Below are 15,271 nucleotides of genomic sequence, written 5' to 3'. Positions count from 1 at the left end.
AATGCAATAGAAAAATATGAAGGCACTGTGCTATTTCCATTCGTGCGGCCTTTTGTAATTGAAGAATCTACTGCCAATGCTTGGAACGCAAAGCTTTCCTCAGAGCTTCGTTTGCCTAGTGATTTCACCTTTCAATTAACGGGTGTCTATTATTCCGATAAAAACATTCCCCCAAGGTAGAGAGCTGTCCCGTTCTTCTATAGACTTAGGCATCAAGAAAAACCTTTGGAACAAAAAAGCGGAACTCACCTTCTCTGCTTCCGATATATTTAATCGTTTTGGCATTCGTCAAGAAGTTAGGAATGAAGGTTTTTCAGCCGCCTATCAGAATTATTTTGAAACCCAATTATTTCGCGGAGGCTTTATATATAAAATATAACTCCTTCTATCATGAAAACACTTAATAAAGTAGCACAAATCACCTTGCTTTTCTGGTTGATGAAAATCGTGGCTACCACGCTCGGAGAGTCCTTGGGTGATTTTATTGCGCAAACCTTAGGTTTGGGCTATATGGTCGGTATTCTTATCACCTTTGCTTTTTTCTGTATTGTTTTAGGAATTCAATTGACTCGAAAAAAGTACATCCCAATATGGTTTTGGCTGGTCATTATTGCAACTACGACATTAGGCACAGAGATTTCAGATTTCATTGACCGAAGTCTGCATCTTGGCTATACATGGGGGAGCTTGTTGTTATTTATTGGGCTATTAACGACATTATTTCTATGGTATAAAAATTCAATAATTTAGAAGTATATCCCATTACTAATCGTAGCAAAGAAACCTATTATTGGATTGCCATTTTATTTTCTAATAGCTTAGGTACGGCCTTTGGCGATTATCTTAGTGATGTCGTTGGGTTGAGCTACATGAATGGCGCGATGGTTACTGCCGGCATTATTATTTTGGCGATTTTATTGCATTATTTTACAAAAATCAACCAGATTGTACTTTTTTGGATTGCCTTTATTTTCACAAGACCTTTTGGAGCGACCTTCGGTGATTTTCTAACCAAGCCCATAAACAAAGGGGGGATGGATTTGGGAACATTACCTGCGTCTTTAGTAGCTCTTGTTTGTATGATGTTTTTAATTATCATATCACACAGAAAACTAAAAACTGTAAAATAAAATTCACCCAACAATGTGTGAGCTTTAAGATCTCTTAAGAATCACCACATACTTTTAAGGTCAGTTTATAACAACTACCTTAATATGTGGAACCTTCTTTTTCCAAAACGCTATACCTTACTTAAAGCATTCGTGCTGCTATTCATTACTACTTCATTTTTAGTACGTCTTACATTTTTATTTTGGGACTTTTCAGAGGTAGACATGCATATAGGTGTCCTTGTGCGAACTTTTGCAACAGGACTTGTATATGACATTGGAACACTTTCAATGTTCTTGATGCCCTTTTTACTTTATTTGCTAATTTTCCCCAAAAAATGGTGTGGAAGCTATCTCGATAGAATAAGTACCTGGTTCGGGTTTTTTCTGGCTGTTCTAATTATCTATTTCTCCTTTTTTGGAGAGTTTACTTTTTGGGAGGAATTTCAACGGCGCTTTAATTTTATAGCGGTAGATTATCTAATCTACACCTATGAAGTGGTCAAAAATATTAATGAATCGTATACTTTACCATTGCTTTTAGGTTCACTAATTACTTTAGTTGCAGCTACGCTTTTTATATGCTATAAAAAGAACTTATTTCAAGCAATTTTTCAAAACGAGACGACTTTTAAACAACGCTTTATAGCCACGTTACCTTGGGTTGCAGTATGTGTCCTATTTGGATTTTTCATAAACAATGACCAAGCAGAATGGTCGAAAAACAGGTATAACAACGAGATTTCAAAAGCCGGTATATATTCATTCTTTGCAGCCTTTAGAAACAATGAGTTGGCTTATTCTAAATTTTACAGCACTATCCCAGAAGCTGATGCTTTTACAACTATAAAGAAACAATACCTACCCTTTCACGACGAATTTACGCATCCAGATAAGAATGAGATTTATAGAACAATTCATTCTTTAGATACGACTGGCACAGAACAAAAACCTAATGTTATTTTTATCTGTATTGAAAGTCTTAGTGGGAAATATCTGAACAGTTTGGGTGGTGACCAGAACATAACTCCGGTTTTAGATTCTCTTGTCAACCACAGTCTTTTCTTTGATAATCTATATGCTACAGGAACGCGTACCGTAAGAGGAATGGAGGCTATAGCCCTTTCGATACCGACAGCTCCTGGCCGTAGCATCGTAAAAAGAAATAATAACACGGGGCTTTTTACAATTGGAGAGGTGTTCAAGGAAAAAGGATATGATTGTAATTTCTTTTATGGTGGTGATGGCTACTTTGATAATATGAATACCTTTTTTGGAGGCAATGGTTTCAATATTGTGGATAGAGGCCGTGGATTTCTATTGGATGCCAATATAGCTGTAAAGCGTACCAATATAGAAGATGACGAGGTCACATTTGAAAAATGCTTGGGGCGTTTGCGACGAAGATATCTACAATAAGGTGTTGAAAGAAGCAGATAAAGCTCATCAATCTGGCAAACCATTTTTCGATTTTGTAATGACCACATCCAACCATAAACCGTTTAGTTATCCGGAAGGAAAAATAGATATTCCCTCTGGTACTGGTAGAAGTGGTGCTGTAAAATATACGGATTATGCAATCGGAGCGTTTTTAAAAGAGGCCAAAACTAAACCTTGGTTCAAAAATACTGTCTTTGTAATTATGAGTGATCATTGCGCCAGTAGTGCAGGTAAATGGGAATTGGATGTGGCTAACTACCATATTCCAGCTTTTATTTATAATTTACCCAATGTTCAAGCCTCAAAAATCAGTACGCTTTGTTCACAGATAGATGTTTTTCCTACGTTATTCTCTACCTTAGGATGGGAATACAATAGCAATCTGTTCGGAATGGATATCCTTAAAATGGGTCCGCAAGATGAACGTGCCCTTATTGGCAATTATAGAAAATTAGGATACCTAAAAGATGGAAAAGTTCTAGTGTTAGGCGATGGAGAAACAGTAAATTTTTATAACTGGAACGCTATGGATAACGGTCTACAAAAAATACCAATGGATGAATCCTTTAAAAAAATAGCCATCTCAAATTACCAAGTAGCAGATGAGCTGTACCATAATGGAGGGCTTCAATTAAAATCGCTTAATCAATGATTCGTATACATTTCATCGTAAACCCTATTGCTGGTCATGGCAACGCTTCATTAACCAAAGAGGAGCTACAACCCTATTTTATAAAAGGGGTACACGAGTTGACAATAAAGGTGTCTGAATATAAAGCACATGCTACAGAATTGACAGAAGCATCCATTTTAGAAAAGGCAGATATCATTGTTGCCTGCGGTGGTGATGGAACTATAAATGAAGTGGCCACGTGTTTAATAGGTAAGAATATTGCTTTGGGTATTGTACCTATGGGTTCGGGCAACGGATTGGCATCTAACCTTAAAATTCCGAAGAAAAGGAGAAAGGCTTTAGAGATTATTAGGGATAAACATAAAGAACATATTGATGTTGGGAGTATCAACGGTCGTTATTTTTTTAGCAATACAGGCGTAGGTTTTGATGCCCGTTTAATCAAACATTATGAGTCCTCTGAAAAAAGAACCCTTTTAGGATATATCAGTGCCTGTGTAACAACGTTTCGCGATATTAAAAAGAATACGCCATTATCCATTGGTATCGATGGGGAAGCCCCAATGATAAATCCATTTATCGTTTTGGTCTCGAATTCAAATGAAATGGGCTATAAATTGAGTTTAACTCCGAAAGCTTCCCTTCAAGATGGCATGTTAGACGTGCTGGTCATCAAGAAAATTAATCGATTAAAAATGTTATGGCTGGGTATTTTAATCATTATTAGAAAAGTACATTGGCTAAAAGAATCGAAAAGCTTTCAGACAACAAATGTGCAACTTACCCGTAATCATGCAGATTTTTTCGATACTCAAGTAGATGGTGAACATAACCGAATAGATACAAATCAACTTACAATTTCCATTTTAGAAAAATCATTGTGCGTCCTTACCGCAAAATAATTGACCTATTGGTATTCAACCTATCCGAACTTTAAATTCTCTTTAGAATCAAATTGTATTTTTTTAAAAAAAACTCAAATACGAAACTTTATGCGTTCTACTTTCGAGCACAAAATACGACACTGTACAATAACGCTTCTACTCATACTTAGCACAACTGTTTATAGTCAAAACAAGACGATACAGACCTCTGGTGATATACTCCTGTTTGTGATGCCCGCAACAGCGCTCACAAGTAGCTTAGTTATCGGCGATTATGAGGGTACTTGGCAATTTGCCAAGGGTTTTACACTTAACCAAGCCGTAACCATAGGTCTCAAATATGCGACCGACAAAAAAAGACCATTCAACAATGGGAATCGGGCCTTCCCCTCTGGGCATACCTCAACCACGTTTCAGAGTGCAGCTTTTATTCAGAAAAGATATGGATGGAGTTACGGAATACCCGCCTATATTTTAGCAGGCTATACCGGGTATAGTCGAATAAATGCCCAAAAACATGATAGTTGGGATGTGTTGGCAGGAGCCGTTGTTGGTATCGGTAGCGCTTACATTTTTACCACTCCATACCAAAGGGAACATATGCAGCTGAGTTTTGCAAACGATGCGAATAGCTATTCACTTGGTTTTATATATAAATTTTAAACTTCTATAGAAATTATGGGTCTAGGTTTCGGTACTTTTGCATCGTTTTTATATGGCTATTACTATGTCCGAATCCCATTTCAAAAACCCTAAGAAAATCAATAACTACCTTTTAATAGTAGGTATTATTTTTATTGCGGTAAATCTGCGTCCTGCCTTAGCAAGTGTAGGTCCGTTAATCGAAGAAATTAGAAGTAGTACAGGGTTATCGAATACGCTTTTAGGGTTATTGACGACCCTTCCGCTTATTGCATTCGGAGTTGTATCTACACTAACACCCTTATTCACCAAACGCTTTGGTATTGGCGGTACTTTATTAGGAGCCATGATTTTATTGACTTTAGGGATTGCCCTGCGCTATATTGAATGGATCCCTGCTCTTTACTTGGGTACTTTTTTATTAGGTATTGGAATCGCCTTTGGAAATGTACTGTTGCCCAGTTTGACCAAGCGAAATTTCAGTGAAAATTCTGGGTTTATTACCAGTATGTATTCTAGTATTATGTCTGTGGGAGCGGCTACGGCTGCTGGGCTAAGTGTTCCTCTAGCAGACAATCTTAATTTAGGATGGCGTGGTTCATTAGTAGTTTGGGGGCTAGTATCGTTTGTAGCTATTTTTGTTTGGATGCCCCAGGTGGGTAAATTGACTAAAACCTCGAGTAATAGAAGTTTTAGCGTAGCCATGAAAAAACTGGTCAAATCAAAATTGGCTTGGAAAGTTGCCCTGTTTATGGGGCTACAGTCGATGGTGTTCTATATTATTTTGGCATGGCTACCTGTTATTCTACAAAGTAGGGGCTATGATGCTGCCTTTGCCGGTTGGATGCTTTCCTTATCTCAAGCAACCGGAATTATCGGGTCTATCTGCATCCCCTATTTGGCAGGAAAGTTGAAAAACCAACGCGGAATAGTGGTTGTATTAATACTTCTTGAACTAATAAGTTTAACCGGACTCCTTTTACCTCAGTTTGGCTTGGTCGCTATGTGGATATCTTTATTAGGTATCGTCTTAGGCGGCACATTTGGGCTTGCCTTACTGTTTTTAGTGTTGCGCTCACGCGATACCGAAGGCGCCACAGAATTATCTGGAATGGCACAATCTATAGGGTATCTAGTAGCTGCAACAGGACCAATGTTATTTGGTGGGATTTTTGACTTGACAGGAAATTGGGACTATGCCCTTATGTCGTTATTTATAATTGCTGTCCTCAAATTATATATGGGTTTAGGGGCAGGAAAAGCAGAAACCGTGTAGTGCTATTTGTAGCCCAGTGCATACAACACTAAACCACCTTTTAACGCTTTTTGATTTCTGAAATTACCAGAGAAAATTATTTATCTAAACTGGCATGGTCTTCATCATGACTACAGCTGTAATGTGCAATTTCGGCAGCATATGCAGATGCATCCGCAGAATTTATGGCTTCCCTTATTATACGTTGCGCCTTTCGCATATAGAACTGTAAATTTCCCAAGTTTCTCGCTTTGGAGGCGCTTTTTACATTTTCAAATGCCTCACTGGAAAAATCACGAGCGTCAATGGCATGGCGCTCTGCGTCTATGCTATAACTCATTGCTTCTACCAATCCGCAGCTCTGAGAGTCATATTGTGCTTCCGAAGCAAGAAGAACAGCTTCATCGGCAGCCGTAACCGCTTGTCCCATTAATAACAGAACCGTTTTGGTACTGAATCGTGCTGTACTAAACTTAGCATTAAATGATGCAATTTCAGAAGCCGGACGTAATGAATCAGATAGCTGACTCACCTGCAACATGTACTTTTTAACGTCGGCAATTTCACTTTTAAACACCTCGCATTGCGCTTGGGTGTACAGGGAAGTAAGAAATAATACTGAAACTTTAAAGTAGGTTTTAATCTGAATCATTATTGGGGGTTTTAAATCTCTTTTAAAAACTGGCTAATGGTACAAATCGTTTACGTAAAAGTTATACTGCATTTAAAATGAATATACTTTTATTTCTCAAACGGAATTATCTACAACTATAGGAATTGACTTACAAACGTATAACATATAACCTCTATTGCCTTTGTGTGTATATAAATTAAATTTTTACGTTCTATAGTGTGCTATGCTTAACCTGCTCATAACACGAAGTATCATTTAAACGAATTTTCACAACACCACATAGTTCCTTTTCTAAAACGGAATAGAAGAACTAATCTCAAGGGTTGATGCTTGACATCAATGGTTTTAATACCTTTAACAATTATTTCGCAAATCACTTTTATGACCCACCAACAAAACATTCTTGATATCCTTCAAGAGTTTACCCTCAACGGAAATCAGTTTCACTGGACACCCTTAAATGCCGGTCTAATTAATGACACCTTTTTGGTGACAGATGGGGAGGACCAACAATTCATTCTTCAGAAAATAAATCATAATGTGTTTAAGAATGCAGGTATTTTAATGGATAACATAGGCTACGCCCTTCCTCATTTGGGGCCAGATAATTATGCTCAAATTACTTTTTTAAGTACCAAAAATGGCGCAAATTACCTACAGAAAAATGGTGGTTTCTGGCGCATGATGAACTATATACCTAATAGTACTACCTACAACACGACCACCAATACGAATATTGCTTTTGAAGCGGGCAGAATCGTTGGTGCATTCCATCGTTTCTTGAAAAAAATAGATGTCAGCCTATTTAAAGATACCCTACCAAAGTTTCATAACCTTCCCCATAGAACCCAAGAATTTAAACTAGCGCTTAACACCTCCGAACCCCAAAAACGTCAGATTGCGGAAGTTGCTATTCAAAAAGCACATTATTTTCTGAACGAACTCAACCATTTAGATACCGAAAACCTACCGGTGCGTATCTGTCACAACGATACAAAACTCAATAATATCCTGTTCTCCAAGAACGCTGATAAGGCCTTGTGCCTAATCGACCTAGACACACTAATGAAGGGCTATTTTTATTACGATTTTGGTGATGCTATTAGAACTGTTGTAAACACAGCACCTGAAGATGAACAAAATCATGAAAAGATTACGTTTAATACTGCACTGTTCGAAGCCTTTGTAGACGGACTCGCATCAAACCCTGAATTTTTAACGGATGCAGAAAAAGAAAGTCTTCCACTTGGCGCCGTATTTATGCCTTTTATGCATGGCATAAGGGCGCTTACAGACTATTTGAATAATAACATCTACTATAAAGTATCGTATGAGAATCAAAATCTAGACAGGTGTTTAAGCCTTTTCAATTTTGCAGAGAAAGCGTTGAACAAAAAAGAAGTGATGTCTACTTATATTAAAGAAAGACTTCGTTAATTAAGATTCTAAAGATTCGTGCGCATATCGTTCTTATTTAGAAAGCAGCCCATCTAACAATTTGCGCACCTTGCCACTGTTCCAATCTGCAGCACCGGTTTCTTTGATGATAATAGTACCTTGGGCATCAATAATGTAATTGGTGGGAAGACTGTTTTCTTGGAGTATTTCAGGAGCTTGCATTTGAGGAATATACACCGGTAAGTCATACCCACTTTTAGTCATAAACCGCTGTGCTTTCTCAGCCTCTTCTTGGGTCAGCAACACAAAATTGATGGTCTCTCCGTAATCTATATATAATTCTTGAATACCGGGCATTTCTGCAATACATGGTGGACACCACGTCGCCCAATAACTTAAAAAAGTGACCTTCCCTTGACCAATTGGAATGGTTTTAGATACACCGTTTAAATCTTGTACAGCATATTTAAAAGGCGTTACCTGATCTTGATCTTCCATAGCTGAAATACTTGGAGACCATACTGCCACCTTTAGTTTGTTGAGCGCTACTTGAATGGGTGTTCTAGTTTGTGGAATAAGCAACAAGGCGATAAAAACTATAAAAATGATATCACTGATTTTCAATTTTCGGTTTTTCATGGGGTGTAAAGTTAAGAGATGTACTAAGATGCTCACAACGTTTTTGTGAAAAACAAAAAAACCTCCAATTCCTTGATGGATTTACCTCTATGTAATAGGTTGTGTTTGGGCTTACCACAATACTACCTAGTATAAACTTTACTACTAAAGTACCCCCTACCAAATAAATCCTTACTTTTAGTATGCGATACATACTATAGTGTATGCCCTATCTAAGACACTAAACCAAACCGAAATCATGAAAAAATTAGTCCTTGCCCTTATTGCTGTTGTATTAACCGGTCCTTCCTTATTTGCGAATACGCCCTGTGAATTATCTCCCGAAGCGGAAAACAGTTTTCTGGGTACATGGGGCATTGATATTGTGGGTGGTGGTGTTGGTTGGCTTAAAGTGCATGAGCAGCAAGGAGTTCTAGACGGAGAGCTGCTATGGATCGGTGGTAGTGTGCTCCCTGTTTCAGATATGTATTTGGTAGATGAAAATACCTTGGTCGTAACCCGAACTTCTGAACAAGTACTCGAGAAAGACGCCATTGGAAAAGAGCGTATCCATATCAAAACCTACACCTTACGCATTACCAAAATAAACGATGCCATTGCCGGCACGATGACGGGACCATCTTGGGGAGGAACCGGAGAGGAACTTAGTTATTTCAGAGGAGAACGGATGCCTGCCGTAGGCACTGCACCAGACTTAACTGCGCTTAAATATGGGAAGTCTATAAAACTATTTAATGGGAAGGATATGAACGGTTGGAGACCTATTAACCCTAACATGGCAAATGGTTTTAAGGTGGTAAACGGTACCATGCAGAATGATCCCGCACAGCCCGATAATGGTGAACATATCTCTTATGGAAACCTACGTACCGAACAAGAGTTTGCAGATTTCAATTTAAAATTAGAGGTCAACGTACCTAAGGGCAACAATAGCGGGGTATATCTTAGGGGCTTATATGAAATACAAGTAGTGGACTCTTATGGATTAGAACTTGACAGCCATAATATGGGTGCCGTTTATAGCCGTGTTACTCCAAATGAAACTGCCGAAAAACCCGCAGGTGAATGGCAGACCTTAGACATTACCTTGGTAGACCGCCATATAACGGTCATCTTAAACGAAAAAAAGATTGTAGATAATGCAGCTGTGGAAGGCCCTACAGGTGGAGCCATTAGCGCTGATGTTTTTGCTCCAGGCCCAATTTATTTACAGGGTGACCATGGCACTGTAGCCTATAGAAATATTGTGTTGACTCCGATATTCTAAGGTCAAATTCCGAATAGGTAAACGCCAAAAAGAATAATGAATTAATAGCATAGGTTCGTTCCTATAACGTACTCAAAATGTATTGTTCTTTAGCCAGTTTATTTAAAGGCCAACCCATTATTCTGCACCGTCAGAGGCGCTACCAACCCCAAAGCCATGACCGCCATTAGGTAAAACATGTGTTTCCGCTAACACTTGTTGGTCCCGTAGTTTTTGCGCATATAACGTAGTCTCTTTAAGGTTACAAGAATCGTCATCGGTTGCATGCACCTCTTCGCTCTTCCAAAGCTCCAGAACCGTTGCCAAATGTCCTCCGACAGAAAAAACCAATAACGCCTATCTAATCTGTGTTAACACCATTGAATTCCGCTTTTTCACTATAATTTTAAGTGCTTTGCGAGCATCCGGTCAACGACACCAAGTGTGGTTCATTTGAAGATTTTCGATTGGGTATTCTATATTTTAACACAGCCGCTGTTATTCTCTTTTTTGATAGCAGCTCTGCCAACTCATCCCCCTCATGGTACATGGCCACCAATTCATACCCCTCTCTAGGAATTATAATGACCGCCTTGCCCGTATTTTGCCCTTCAGTTTTATAAATTGTTAGCGTAGGTTCCGTACTTTTTCCCGCTACTGTTGTTCCCTCATGCCTCTTTTTCGAACTCCTGGAGATTGTTGTCCTTATAAAAGGTTTTTTTCGCCTTCCCAGAGTTTATATTCCTCTTGGGCATGCCCAAGATTGACTATTAGAAAAATAGTAGGAAGTGAATTGCCTGAGGTATCGTTTTCATCTTATAAAAAGATTGAAAATTCGATAGTAATTTGTAGTTCAACAATTAACAACATAGGTGTATTTTAATTTTTTGGTATAGAAGTGATATTGAAATAGTAACTTTAAAACTTGCCAATCGTCTAAAACCACTAAATGAAACGAACACCTATTACCCGAAACCCATTACTGTTGATAACCGCTATGGTAGTTGCAACTTTTTTTGTGCAATGCAAAAACGAAACTAAGCCATCAGAAAAAACAGCACGTAATGAAACCATTTTAAAAGCCCCCGAAGGATTTTCAGTTCAAGAAGTTGGAAAAGATTTAGGCGCTGTTCGACATTTGACCATTTCAAAAAATGGTGATATCTATGCCAATAGATCCGTTCTGAAAGATGGCAAGGCCATTGTGTTACTTAAGGATAATGATAAGGATGGCACCATAGATGAGCAACAGCACTTTGCCGACGTTCCCGGCACAGGAATTCTAGCAAAGGGCGACTACCTCTATGCGTCTTCAAATACGGGTGTGTTTCGCTATAAATTGAATGATGACCATAACATTATTGATACGGATACCCCGGAAAAAATTGTGGGTGGCTTAATTGATATGGGCATGGACAATGCCAAACCATTTGCGATTGATGATGATGCCAACCTATATGTGACCATAGGTTCTTGGAACGATGCATGCAGGGATCAAGAAGCAAATACAGGGATGATGCCTTGTAGCATATTGGATTCGGCTGGAGGAATTTGGAAATTTAGGTCCGATAAACTGAATCAGACCTTTGCCGATGGATCACGGTATGCTACGGGCCTTAAAAACTCAGTTGGAATTACATGGAATTTCAAAACAAACTCCTTGTTTGCGACCGATCATGGCCGGGGAGGACTACACAATTTTTATCCAGATCTCTATACTCAAAAACAAGATGGTGAATTACCTGCCGAAACCTTATATGAATTGAAGGAACATGACAATGCAGGTTGGCCCTATACGTATTACGACCAATTTAAAAAGCAGCGTATTTTAGCTCCCGAGTATGGGGGAGACGGCGAGCAGTCAGGTGAAAAAGGAGCTATTATGCCCCTTGTGGCCTTCCCTGCGCATTTAGGCCCAAATGATGTCCTTTTCTATACGGGAGACATGTTCCCAGATAAATATAAAGATGGCGCCTTCATAGCATTTCACAATCAATCTCCAGAGCTTAAAAAGGGCTTTTTTATAGCCTTTGTTCCTTTTAAAAATGGAAAACCAAGTGGAGATTGGGAAATTTTCCTCGATAATTTTGCCGGATTTGATTTGGCCAACCCAACAGATGCCACCTTGCAACACCGCCCATGCGGACTGGCACAAGGGCCAGATGGTGCATTATATGTTAGTGATGACTTTGGTGGAAGTATTTTTAAGATAACGTATTAATCTGAACCTTATAAAGTAGGTGAACTATCGTATTACATATGAAAAAACATATCCTCGTAGTCCTTATTGCCGTTTTCCCCTTTTTGGGATTCCCACAAGATGTGACGATTGTCAACCAATTTATTAATTCTTTGACAGCACCCCAAAAAGCAACAATTATTCATGAATTTAATGCAGATACTAGAGACCAATGGCACTTTTTACCCTGGAGTTCTCATGAACGACAAGGACTGCCGTTAAAAGCGTTAAGACCGGATCAAAAGGAATTAGTCCATAGGCTGCTCCAGTCATCATTAAGTGACACCGGCTACAAGCAGACGACTGAAATCATTGGCCTAGAAAACGTACTGGCGGCAAGTTCTGGCGACTCGGTTTACCGAGATCCAGAAAGGTATTACGTTTCCATTTACGGAAATCCAGCACAGGAAGACATTTGGATGTGGACTTTTGAAGGACATCATGTTTCACTACATTTTACGACCGTAGCTGATACTGTTTCTTATGCCCCTAGATTCTTCGGTTCAAACCCAGGAAGAATAATGGAAGGTGAACGGAAAGGATTTAGCCCTTTGGTAAATGAAGAAGATATGGGATTACAACTAATCAATATGCTGAGCAGTAGTCAGAAGAAGATTGCTATTTTTAATGAAAAAGCGTACAACGATGTGGTTAGCCTCAACAAGTCAGAAGTAGAGAAACTAGCCCCTGAAGGCATATTGGTCAGTAATCTAAATACCGCTCAGAAAAAACTTGTAATGGACATCATTTACGAATATGTTTCCACTATCCCTGCAGATCAGGCAATAGAGAAAATAAATAACATCCATAAAGAGGAAATGGATGAGATGCGATTTGCATGGGCAGGTGCCACAGAACTTGGAAAAGCACACTACTACCGCATACAGGCAAAAACCTTTATGATCGAATTTGACAACAGCCAAAACAATGCAAACCACATTCACTCGGTTTGGCGTGATTTTGATGGTGATTTTGGCAGGGACTTGTTAAAAGAACACTACACCAAACACAAACATCAGCATTAAGCATTTCTTAAAATAATGACTATTTAATTAACCATAACGGGATCAAGTTCCAGTTATGGTTAATTTTAAAAAGAGCAAAGGCTACAATATACGTGGCATGCTCCTGTATAGAATTTGATTAGCACATAGCTTTGTAAGATGTAAGTGAAAGCTACTATAGCTATAAACAAAAAAAGAGAAGCCTTTCGGCTTCTCTTTGTGGTCCCACCTGTACCCGAAGGCAGTATACATCTTAACATTGCTGTTAATTACTTTATACCCGTTTTACTTAGGCTTACAACTACTCATTACTATTTATTACTAATTTTACTGTAATTAATGTTGTATACATATTATGGCTACAGTAAACTTTTACCCTAGAACAAAGAAAGGAAATTCAAAAATCCAAGCTCGTATATCTATAGGAAGGCACAAAAATTTTCTTATAAGTACAAAGATTAGCGTTCCCGATGTTGAAAATAACTGGGATTTCAAAAAGAAAATGCCAAGGGATGCAAGGATAGTCAAATATTTAACTGCCATAGAAACAAAATTCCTTAATCACATAACAGATGTAGAACTCGACCTCTCAAAATCTGTAAGCGATATTACTGGGGACGACTTTAGGCAAATAATATATGATATACGTAGGATACCCGAGAAAGAAAGAACCTTCACTAAAACCGATACCAAGAGTATTACGGACTACATTGATGCGTTTATAAAGAAGTGCGAGAAAAAAGGCTATAGAACCAAAGGGAACAAACTAAAACAATACACCAAGGGAACTTTAAGGAAATATGAGCAATTAAAATCAACTTTAGAACTGTTTCAAAAAGAGGAAGGCGTAAAAATCAACTTAAATTCATTCGATAATAAGACAATCGATTCCTTTGAATCGTTTCTAACTGAACAATACGCTATTTCTACTGCAGGGCGTAAACTTAAATCCTTAAAGACCATATTAACGGCTGCCTATAATGACAATCAGGAGGTCGACCCATACTTCAGGAACATAAAAGGCTACAGCTACGACACAACAGTAGTCCCGTTGTCAGAAATGGAGCAGGAACTAATATTCTCAACCACAATGCCAAATGAAATAATGGAATACGCAAGGGATTGGCTAATCGTGCTTTGTGGTACTGGACAGAGGTTTGTGGACTGTAATGCACTTACAAAGGATAATATTAAGGATGGGGCTATTGTTTTGACCCAAAGGAAAACAGGGGCAACCGTTGAAATACCGATTTTCGACCGTGTAAAAAGGGTTATCGATAAATATGGTGGTTTCCCTCCTAGGTTTAGCGATAATGAAGGCAGCCAAAACGCACACCTTAACAAGATGGTGAAAGAGGTGTGTGAGGAATGTGAAATAAAGGAAGTACTTAATGAATCCAAAAATGGTAAAATAGGTGAATATCCTAAACACGAACTGATTACAACTAAGACAGGGCGTAAATCATTGGCTACCTATTTATACAAAGAATTAAGATGGGATGCTCAAAGCTGTATGGCAATAACTGGGCATAAGCAACTTGAAAATTTCTTTATTTACGTAGGTGGTAAAAATTCCGCTATAACCGAAGCCAATAGATTAAGGGTTGAGGAAATCAATAAAATGACGGTCGACAAACGAAGTGAAAACCTAAAAAGTATATCTTAACAAAACTTTAATATATAAACATTAACCACTGATATTCAATGCTTTAAAACACAAATACGCTATTAAAAGTAAGGTATCGGGGCGAAAACGTAAAATTAATCAAAAACAGTAGTTTACAGAATACCCCAATTTACGTTTATAGATTAGGAAGCTCATATAGAGCATAAAAAAAAGAGCGAAATCCGAAATATCGAACAACGCCCTTGGTACTGTGGTAAGTCCAAAGGTATAAAATTTGATAATACGGTTTTCTCTCATAACATTAATTAATTAATAGTATGAAAATGAGAAATTTAGTTTCAGCGAAAGAACTAGCCGCGGCTATCAATGTCAACTTATTTACCGTGTACCGTGCAGATGAACGAGGTGAAATAAAAAACTACGGTTTGGGTAAAGCTAAGCGGTATGATCTAAACGAAATCCTAGATATTAATCAATAAAAAACCCAACAAAAAGGAATTGTAGGATTTTAATTTTTAAT

At 38.3% G+C, this 15,271-nt stretch carries 17 protein-coding genes; 14 read left to right on the top strand and 3 right to left on the bottom strand.

The annotated features are described in order from the left end of the window. The first annotated feature begins 142 nt into the window (after positions 1 to 142). The 8 genes from ES765_RS22370 to ES765_RS14820 all read left to right on the top strand — a co-directional run bounded on the left by ES765_RS22370 (position 143) and on the right by ES765_RS14820 (position 5,985). A complete protein-coding gene (locus ES765_RS22370) occupies positions 143 to 379 on the top strand; it encodes an outer membrane beta-barrel protein (RefSeq protein WP_249356472.1) in 237 nt (78 codons plus the stop codon). 11 nt (positions 380 to 390) lie between these two features. Beyond that, positions 391 to 750 carry a hypothetical protein gene (locus tag ES765_RS22365; protein ID WP_249356469.1) on the top strand — a complete coding sequence of 120 codons (360 nt, stop codon included), beginning with the start codon at positions 391 to 393 and terminating at the stop codon, positions 748 to 750. A gap of 11 nt (positions 751 to 761) precedes the next feature. Continuing rightward, positions 762 to 1,130 carry a hypothetical protein gene (locus ES765_RS22360; protein ID WP_317131427.1) on the top strand — a complete coding sequence of 123 codons (369 nt, stop codon included), beginning with the start codon at positions 762 to 764 and terminating at the stop codon, positions 1,128 to 1,130. An 84-nt stretch (positions 1,131 to 1,214) separates the two neighbouring features. Further along, positions 1,215 to 2,528, top strand: a complete 1,314-nt coding sequence (locus ES765_RS14835; protein WP_317131426.1) for an LTA synthase family protein — start codon at positions 1,215 to 1,217, stop codon at positions 2,526 to 2,528. Continuing rightward, positions 2,470 to 3,201 (top strand): LTA synthase family protein, encoded by a 732-nt coding sequence (locus ES765_RS22750; RefSeq protein WP_317131425.1) that lies wholly within the window; start codon positions 2,470 to 2,472, stop codon positions 3,199 to 3,201. The genes ES765_RS14835 and ES765_RS22750 overlap by 59 nt, the downstream gene beginning before the upstream one ends. Continuing rightward, positions 3,198 to 4,085 (top strand): diacylglycerol/lipid kinase family protein, encoded by an 888-nt coding sequence (locus tag ES765_RS14830; RefSeq protein ID WP_138115097.1) that lies wholly within the window; start codon positions 3,198 to 3,200, stop codon positions 4,083 to 4,085. The genes ES765_RS22750 and ES765_RS14830 overlap by 4 nt, the downstream gene beginning before the upstream one ends. Before the next feature lie 90 nt (positions 4,086 to 4,175). Next, positions 4,176 to 4,730: a phosphatase PAP2 family protein gene (locus ES765_RS14825; RefSeq protein WP_138115096.1), complete on the top strand. Its 555-nt coding sequence runs from the start codon at positions 4,176 to 4,178 to the stop codon at positions 4,728 to 4,730. Between the two features lie 64 nt (positions 4,731 to 4,794). Further along, entirely contained in the window at positions 4,795 to 5,985 is a 1,191-nt protein-coding gene (locus tag ES765_RS14820) for a CynX/NimT family MFS transporter (protein ID WP_138115095.1), read from the top strand. 76 nt (positions 5,986 to 6,061) lie between these two features. Here the strand turns inward: ES765_RS14820 and ES765_RS14815 are convergent, their stop codons facing one another. After that, on the bottom strand, positions 6,062 to 6,616 hold the full coding sequence (locus ES765_RS14815) for a hypothetical protein (RefSeq protein WP_138115094.1): 555 nt from the start codon (positions 6,614 to 6,616) through the stop codon (positions 6,062 to 6,064). Positions 6,617 to 6,979: 363 nt separating this feature from the next. Between ES765_RS14815 and ES765_RS14810 the strand changes: the two genes are divergently transcribed. Next, positions 6,980 to 8,035, top strand: a complete 1,056-nt coding sequence (locus tag ES765_RS14810) for a phosphotransferase enzyme family protein (protein WP_138115093.1) — start codon at positions 6,980 to 6,982, stop codon at positions 8,033 to 8,035. A gap of 33 nt (positions 8,036 to 8,068) precedes the next feature. Here ES765_RS14810 and ES765_RS14805 read toward each other — a convergent pair whose 3' ends face one another. Continuing rightward, a complete protein-coding gene (locus ES765_RS14805) occupies positions 8,069 to 8,635 on the bottom strand; it encodes a TlpA family protein disulfide reductase (RefSeq protein ID WP_138115092.1) in 567 nt (188 codons plus the stop codon). Between the two features lie 238 nt (positions 8,636 to 8,873). Between ES765_RS14805 and ES765_RS14800 the strand changes: the two genes are divergently transcribed. Next, on the top strand, positions 8,874 to 9,902 hold the full coding sequence (locus ES765_RS14800) for a DUF1080 domain-containing protein (protein WP_138115091.1): 1,029 nt from the start codon (positions 8,874 to 8,876) through the stop codon (positions 9,900 to 9,902). 117 nt (positions 9,903 to 10,019) lie between these two features. Here the strand turns inward: ES765_RS14800 and ES765_RS14795 are convergent, their stop codons facing one another. Then, positions 10,020 to 10,232 (bottom strand): prolyl oligopeptidase family serine peptidase, encoded by a 213-nt coding sequence (locus tag ES765_RS14795; RefSeq protein WP_138115090.1) that lies wholly within the window; start codon positions 10,230 to 10,232, stop codon positions 10,020 to 10,022. A gap of 598 nt (positions 10,233 to 10,830) precedes the next feature. On the opposite strand from ES765_RS14795, the gene ES765_RS14790 reads away from it, so the two are divergent. The 4 genes from ES765_RS14790 to ES765_RS21795 all read left to right on the top strand — a co-directional run bounded on the left by ES765_RS14790 (position 10,831) and on the right by ES765_RS21795 (position 15,230). Continuing rightward, on the top strand, positions 10,831 to 12,102 hold the full coding sequence (locus ES765_RS14790) for a PQQ-dependent sugar dehydrogenase (protein WP_171017313.1): 1,272 nt from the start codon (positions 10,831 to 10,833) through the stop codon (positions 12,100 to 12,102). 38 nt (positions 12,103 to 12,140) lie between these two features. Beyond that, a complete protein-coding gene (locus ES765_RS14785; protein WP_138115089.1) occupies positions 12,141 to 13,145 on the top strand; it encodes a DUF3500 domain-containing protein in 1,005 nt (334 codons plus the stop codon). A gap of 334 nt (positions 13,146 to 13,479) precedes the next feature. Continuing rightward, the gene (locus tag ES765_RS14780) at positions 13,480 to 14,790 is read left to right on the top strand and encodes a tyrosine-type recombinase/integrase (RefSeq protein WP_138115088.1); all 1,311 of its coding nucleotides are present in this window, start codon (positions 13,480 to 13,482) and stop codon (positions 14,788 to 14,790) included. Between the two features lie 284 nt (positions 14,791 to 15,074). Next, complete coding sequence (locus tag ES765_RS21795) at positions 15,075 to 15,230, top strand: hypothetical protein (RefSeq protein ID WP_171017312.1); 156 nt, start codon at positions 15,075 to 15,077, stop codon at positions 15,228 to 15,230. The last annotated feature ends 41 nt before the right edge of the window (positions 15,231 to 15,271 follow it).

It is taken from the genome of Maribacter sp. ACAM166, from assembly GCF_005771495.1.
In the GTDB taxonomy this organism is placed as follows: domain Bacteria; phylum Bacteroidota; class Bacteroidia; order Flavobacteriales; family Flavobacteriaceae; genus Maribacter.
The sequence above is the reverse complement of the archived record's forward strand: the minus strand, read 5'-3'. Positions and strand labels throughout refer to the sequence as shown.

What these genes read in the sequence shown, in the direction of transcription:
- ES765_RS22365 (WP_249356469.1), top strand. Translation starts at nt 391, where the DNA reads ATGAAAACACTTAATAAAGTAGCACAAATCACCTTGCTTTTCTGGTTG.
- ES765_RS14835 (WP_317131426.1), top strand. Translation starts at nt 1,215, where the DNA reads ATGTGGAACCTTCTTTTTCCAAAACGCTATACCTTACTTAAAGCATTC.
- ES765_RS22750 (WP_317131425.1), top strand. Translation starts at nt 2,470, where the DNA reads ATGACGAGGTCACATTTGAAAAATGCTTGGGGCGTTTGCGACGAAGAT.
- ES765_RS14830 (WP_138115097.1), top strand. Translation starts at nt 3,198, where the DNA reads ATGATTCGTATACATTTCATCGTAAACCCTATTGCTGGTCATGGCAAC.
- ES765_RS14825 (WP_138115096.1), top strand. Translation starts at nt 4,176, where the DNA reads ATGCGTTCTACTTTCGAGCACAAAATACGACACTGTACAATAACGCTT.
- ES765_RS14820 (WP_138115095.1), top strand. Translation starts at nt 4,795, where the DNA reads ATGTCCGAATCCCATTTCAAAAACCCTAAGAAAATCAATAACTACCTT.
- ES765_RS14815 (WP_138115094.1), bottom strand. Translation starts at nt 6,616, where the DNA reads ATGATTCAGATTAAAACCTACTTTAAAGTTTCAGTATTATTTCTTACT.
- ES765_RS14810 (WP_138115093.1), top strand. Translation starts at nt 6,980, where the DNA reads ATGACCCACCAACAAAACATTCTTGATATCCTTCAAGAGTTTACCCTC.
- ES765_RS14805 (WP_138115092.1), bottom strand. Translation starts at nt 8,635, where the DNA reads ATGAAAAACCGAAAATTGAAAATCAGTGATATCATTTTTATAGTTTTT.
- ES765_RS14800 (WP_138115091.1), top strand. Translation starts at nt 8,874, where the DNA reads ATGAAAAAATTAGTCCTTGCCCTTATTGCTGTTGTATTAACCGGTCCT.
- ES765_RS14790 (WP_171017313.1), top strand. Translation starts at nt 10,831, where the DNA reads ATGAAACGAACACCTATTACCCGAAACCCATTACTGTTGATAACCGCT.
- ES765_RS14785 (WP_138115089.1), top strand. Translation starts at nt 12,141, where the DNA reads ATGAAAAAACATATCCTCGTAGTCCTTATTGCCGTTTTCCCCTTTTTG.
- ES765_RS14780 (WP_138115088.1), top strand. Translation starts at nt 13,480, where the DNA reads ATGGCTACAGTAAACTTTTACCCTAGAACAAAGAAAGGAAATTCAAAA.
- ES765_RS21795 (WP_171017312.1), top strand. Translation starts at nt 15,075, where the DNA reads ATGAGAAATTTAGTTTCAGCGAAAGAACTAGCCGCGGCTATCAATGTC.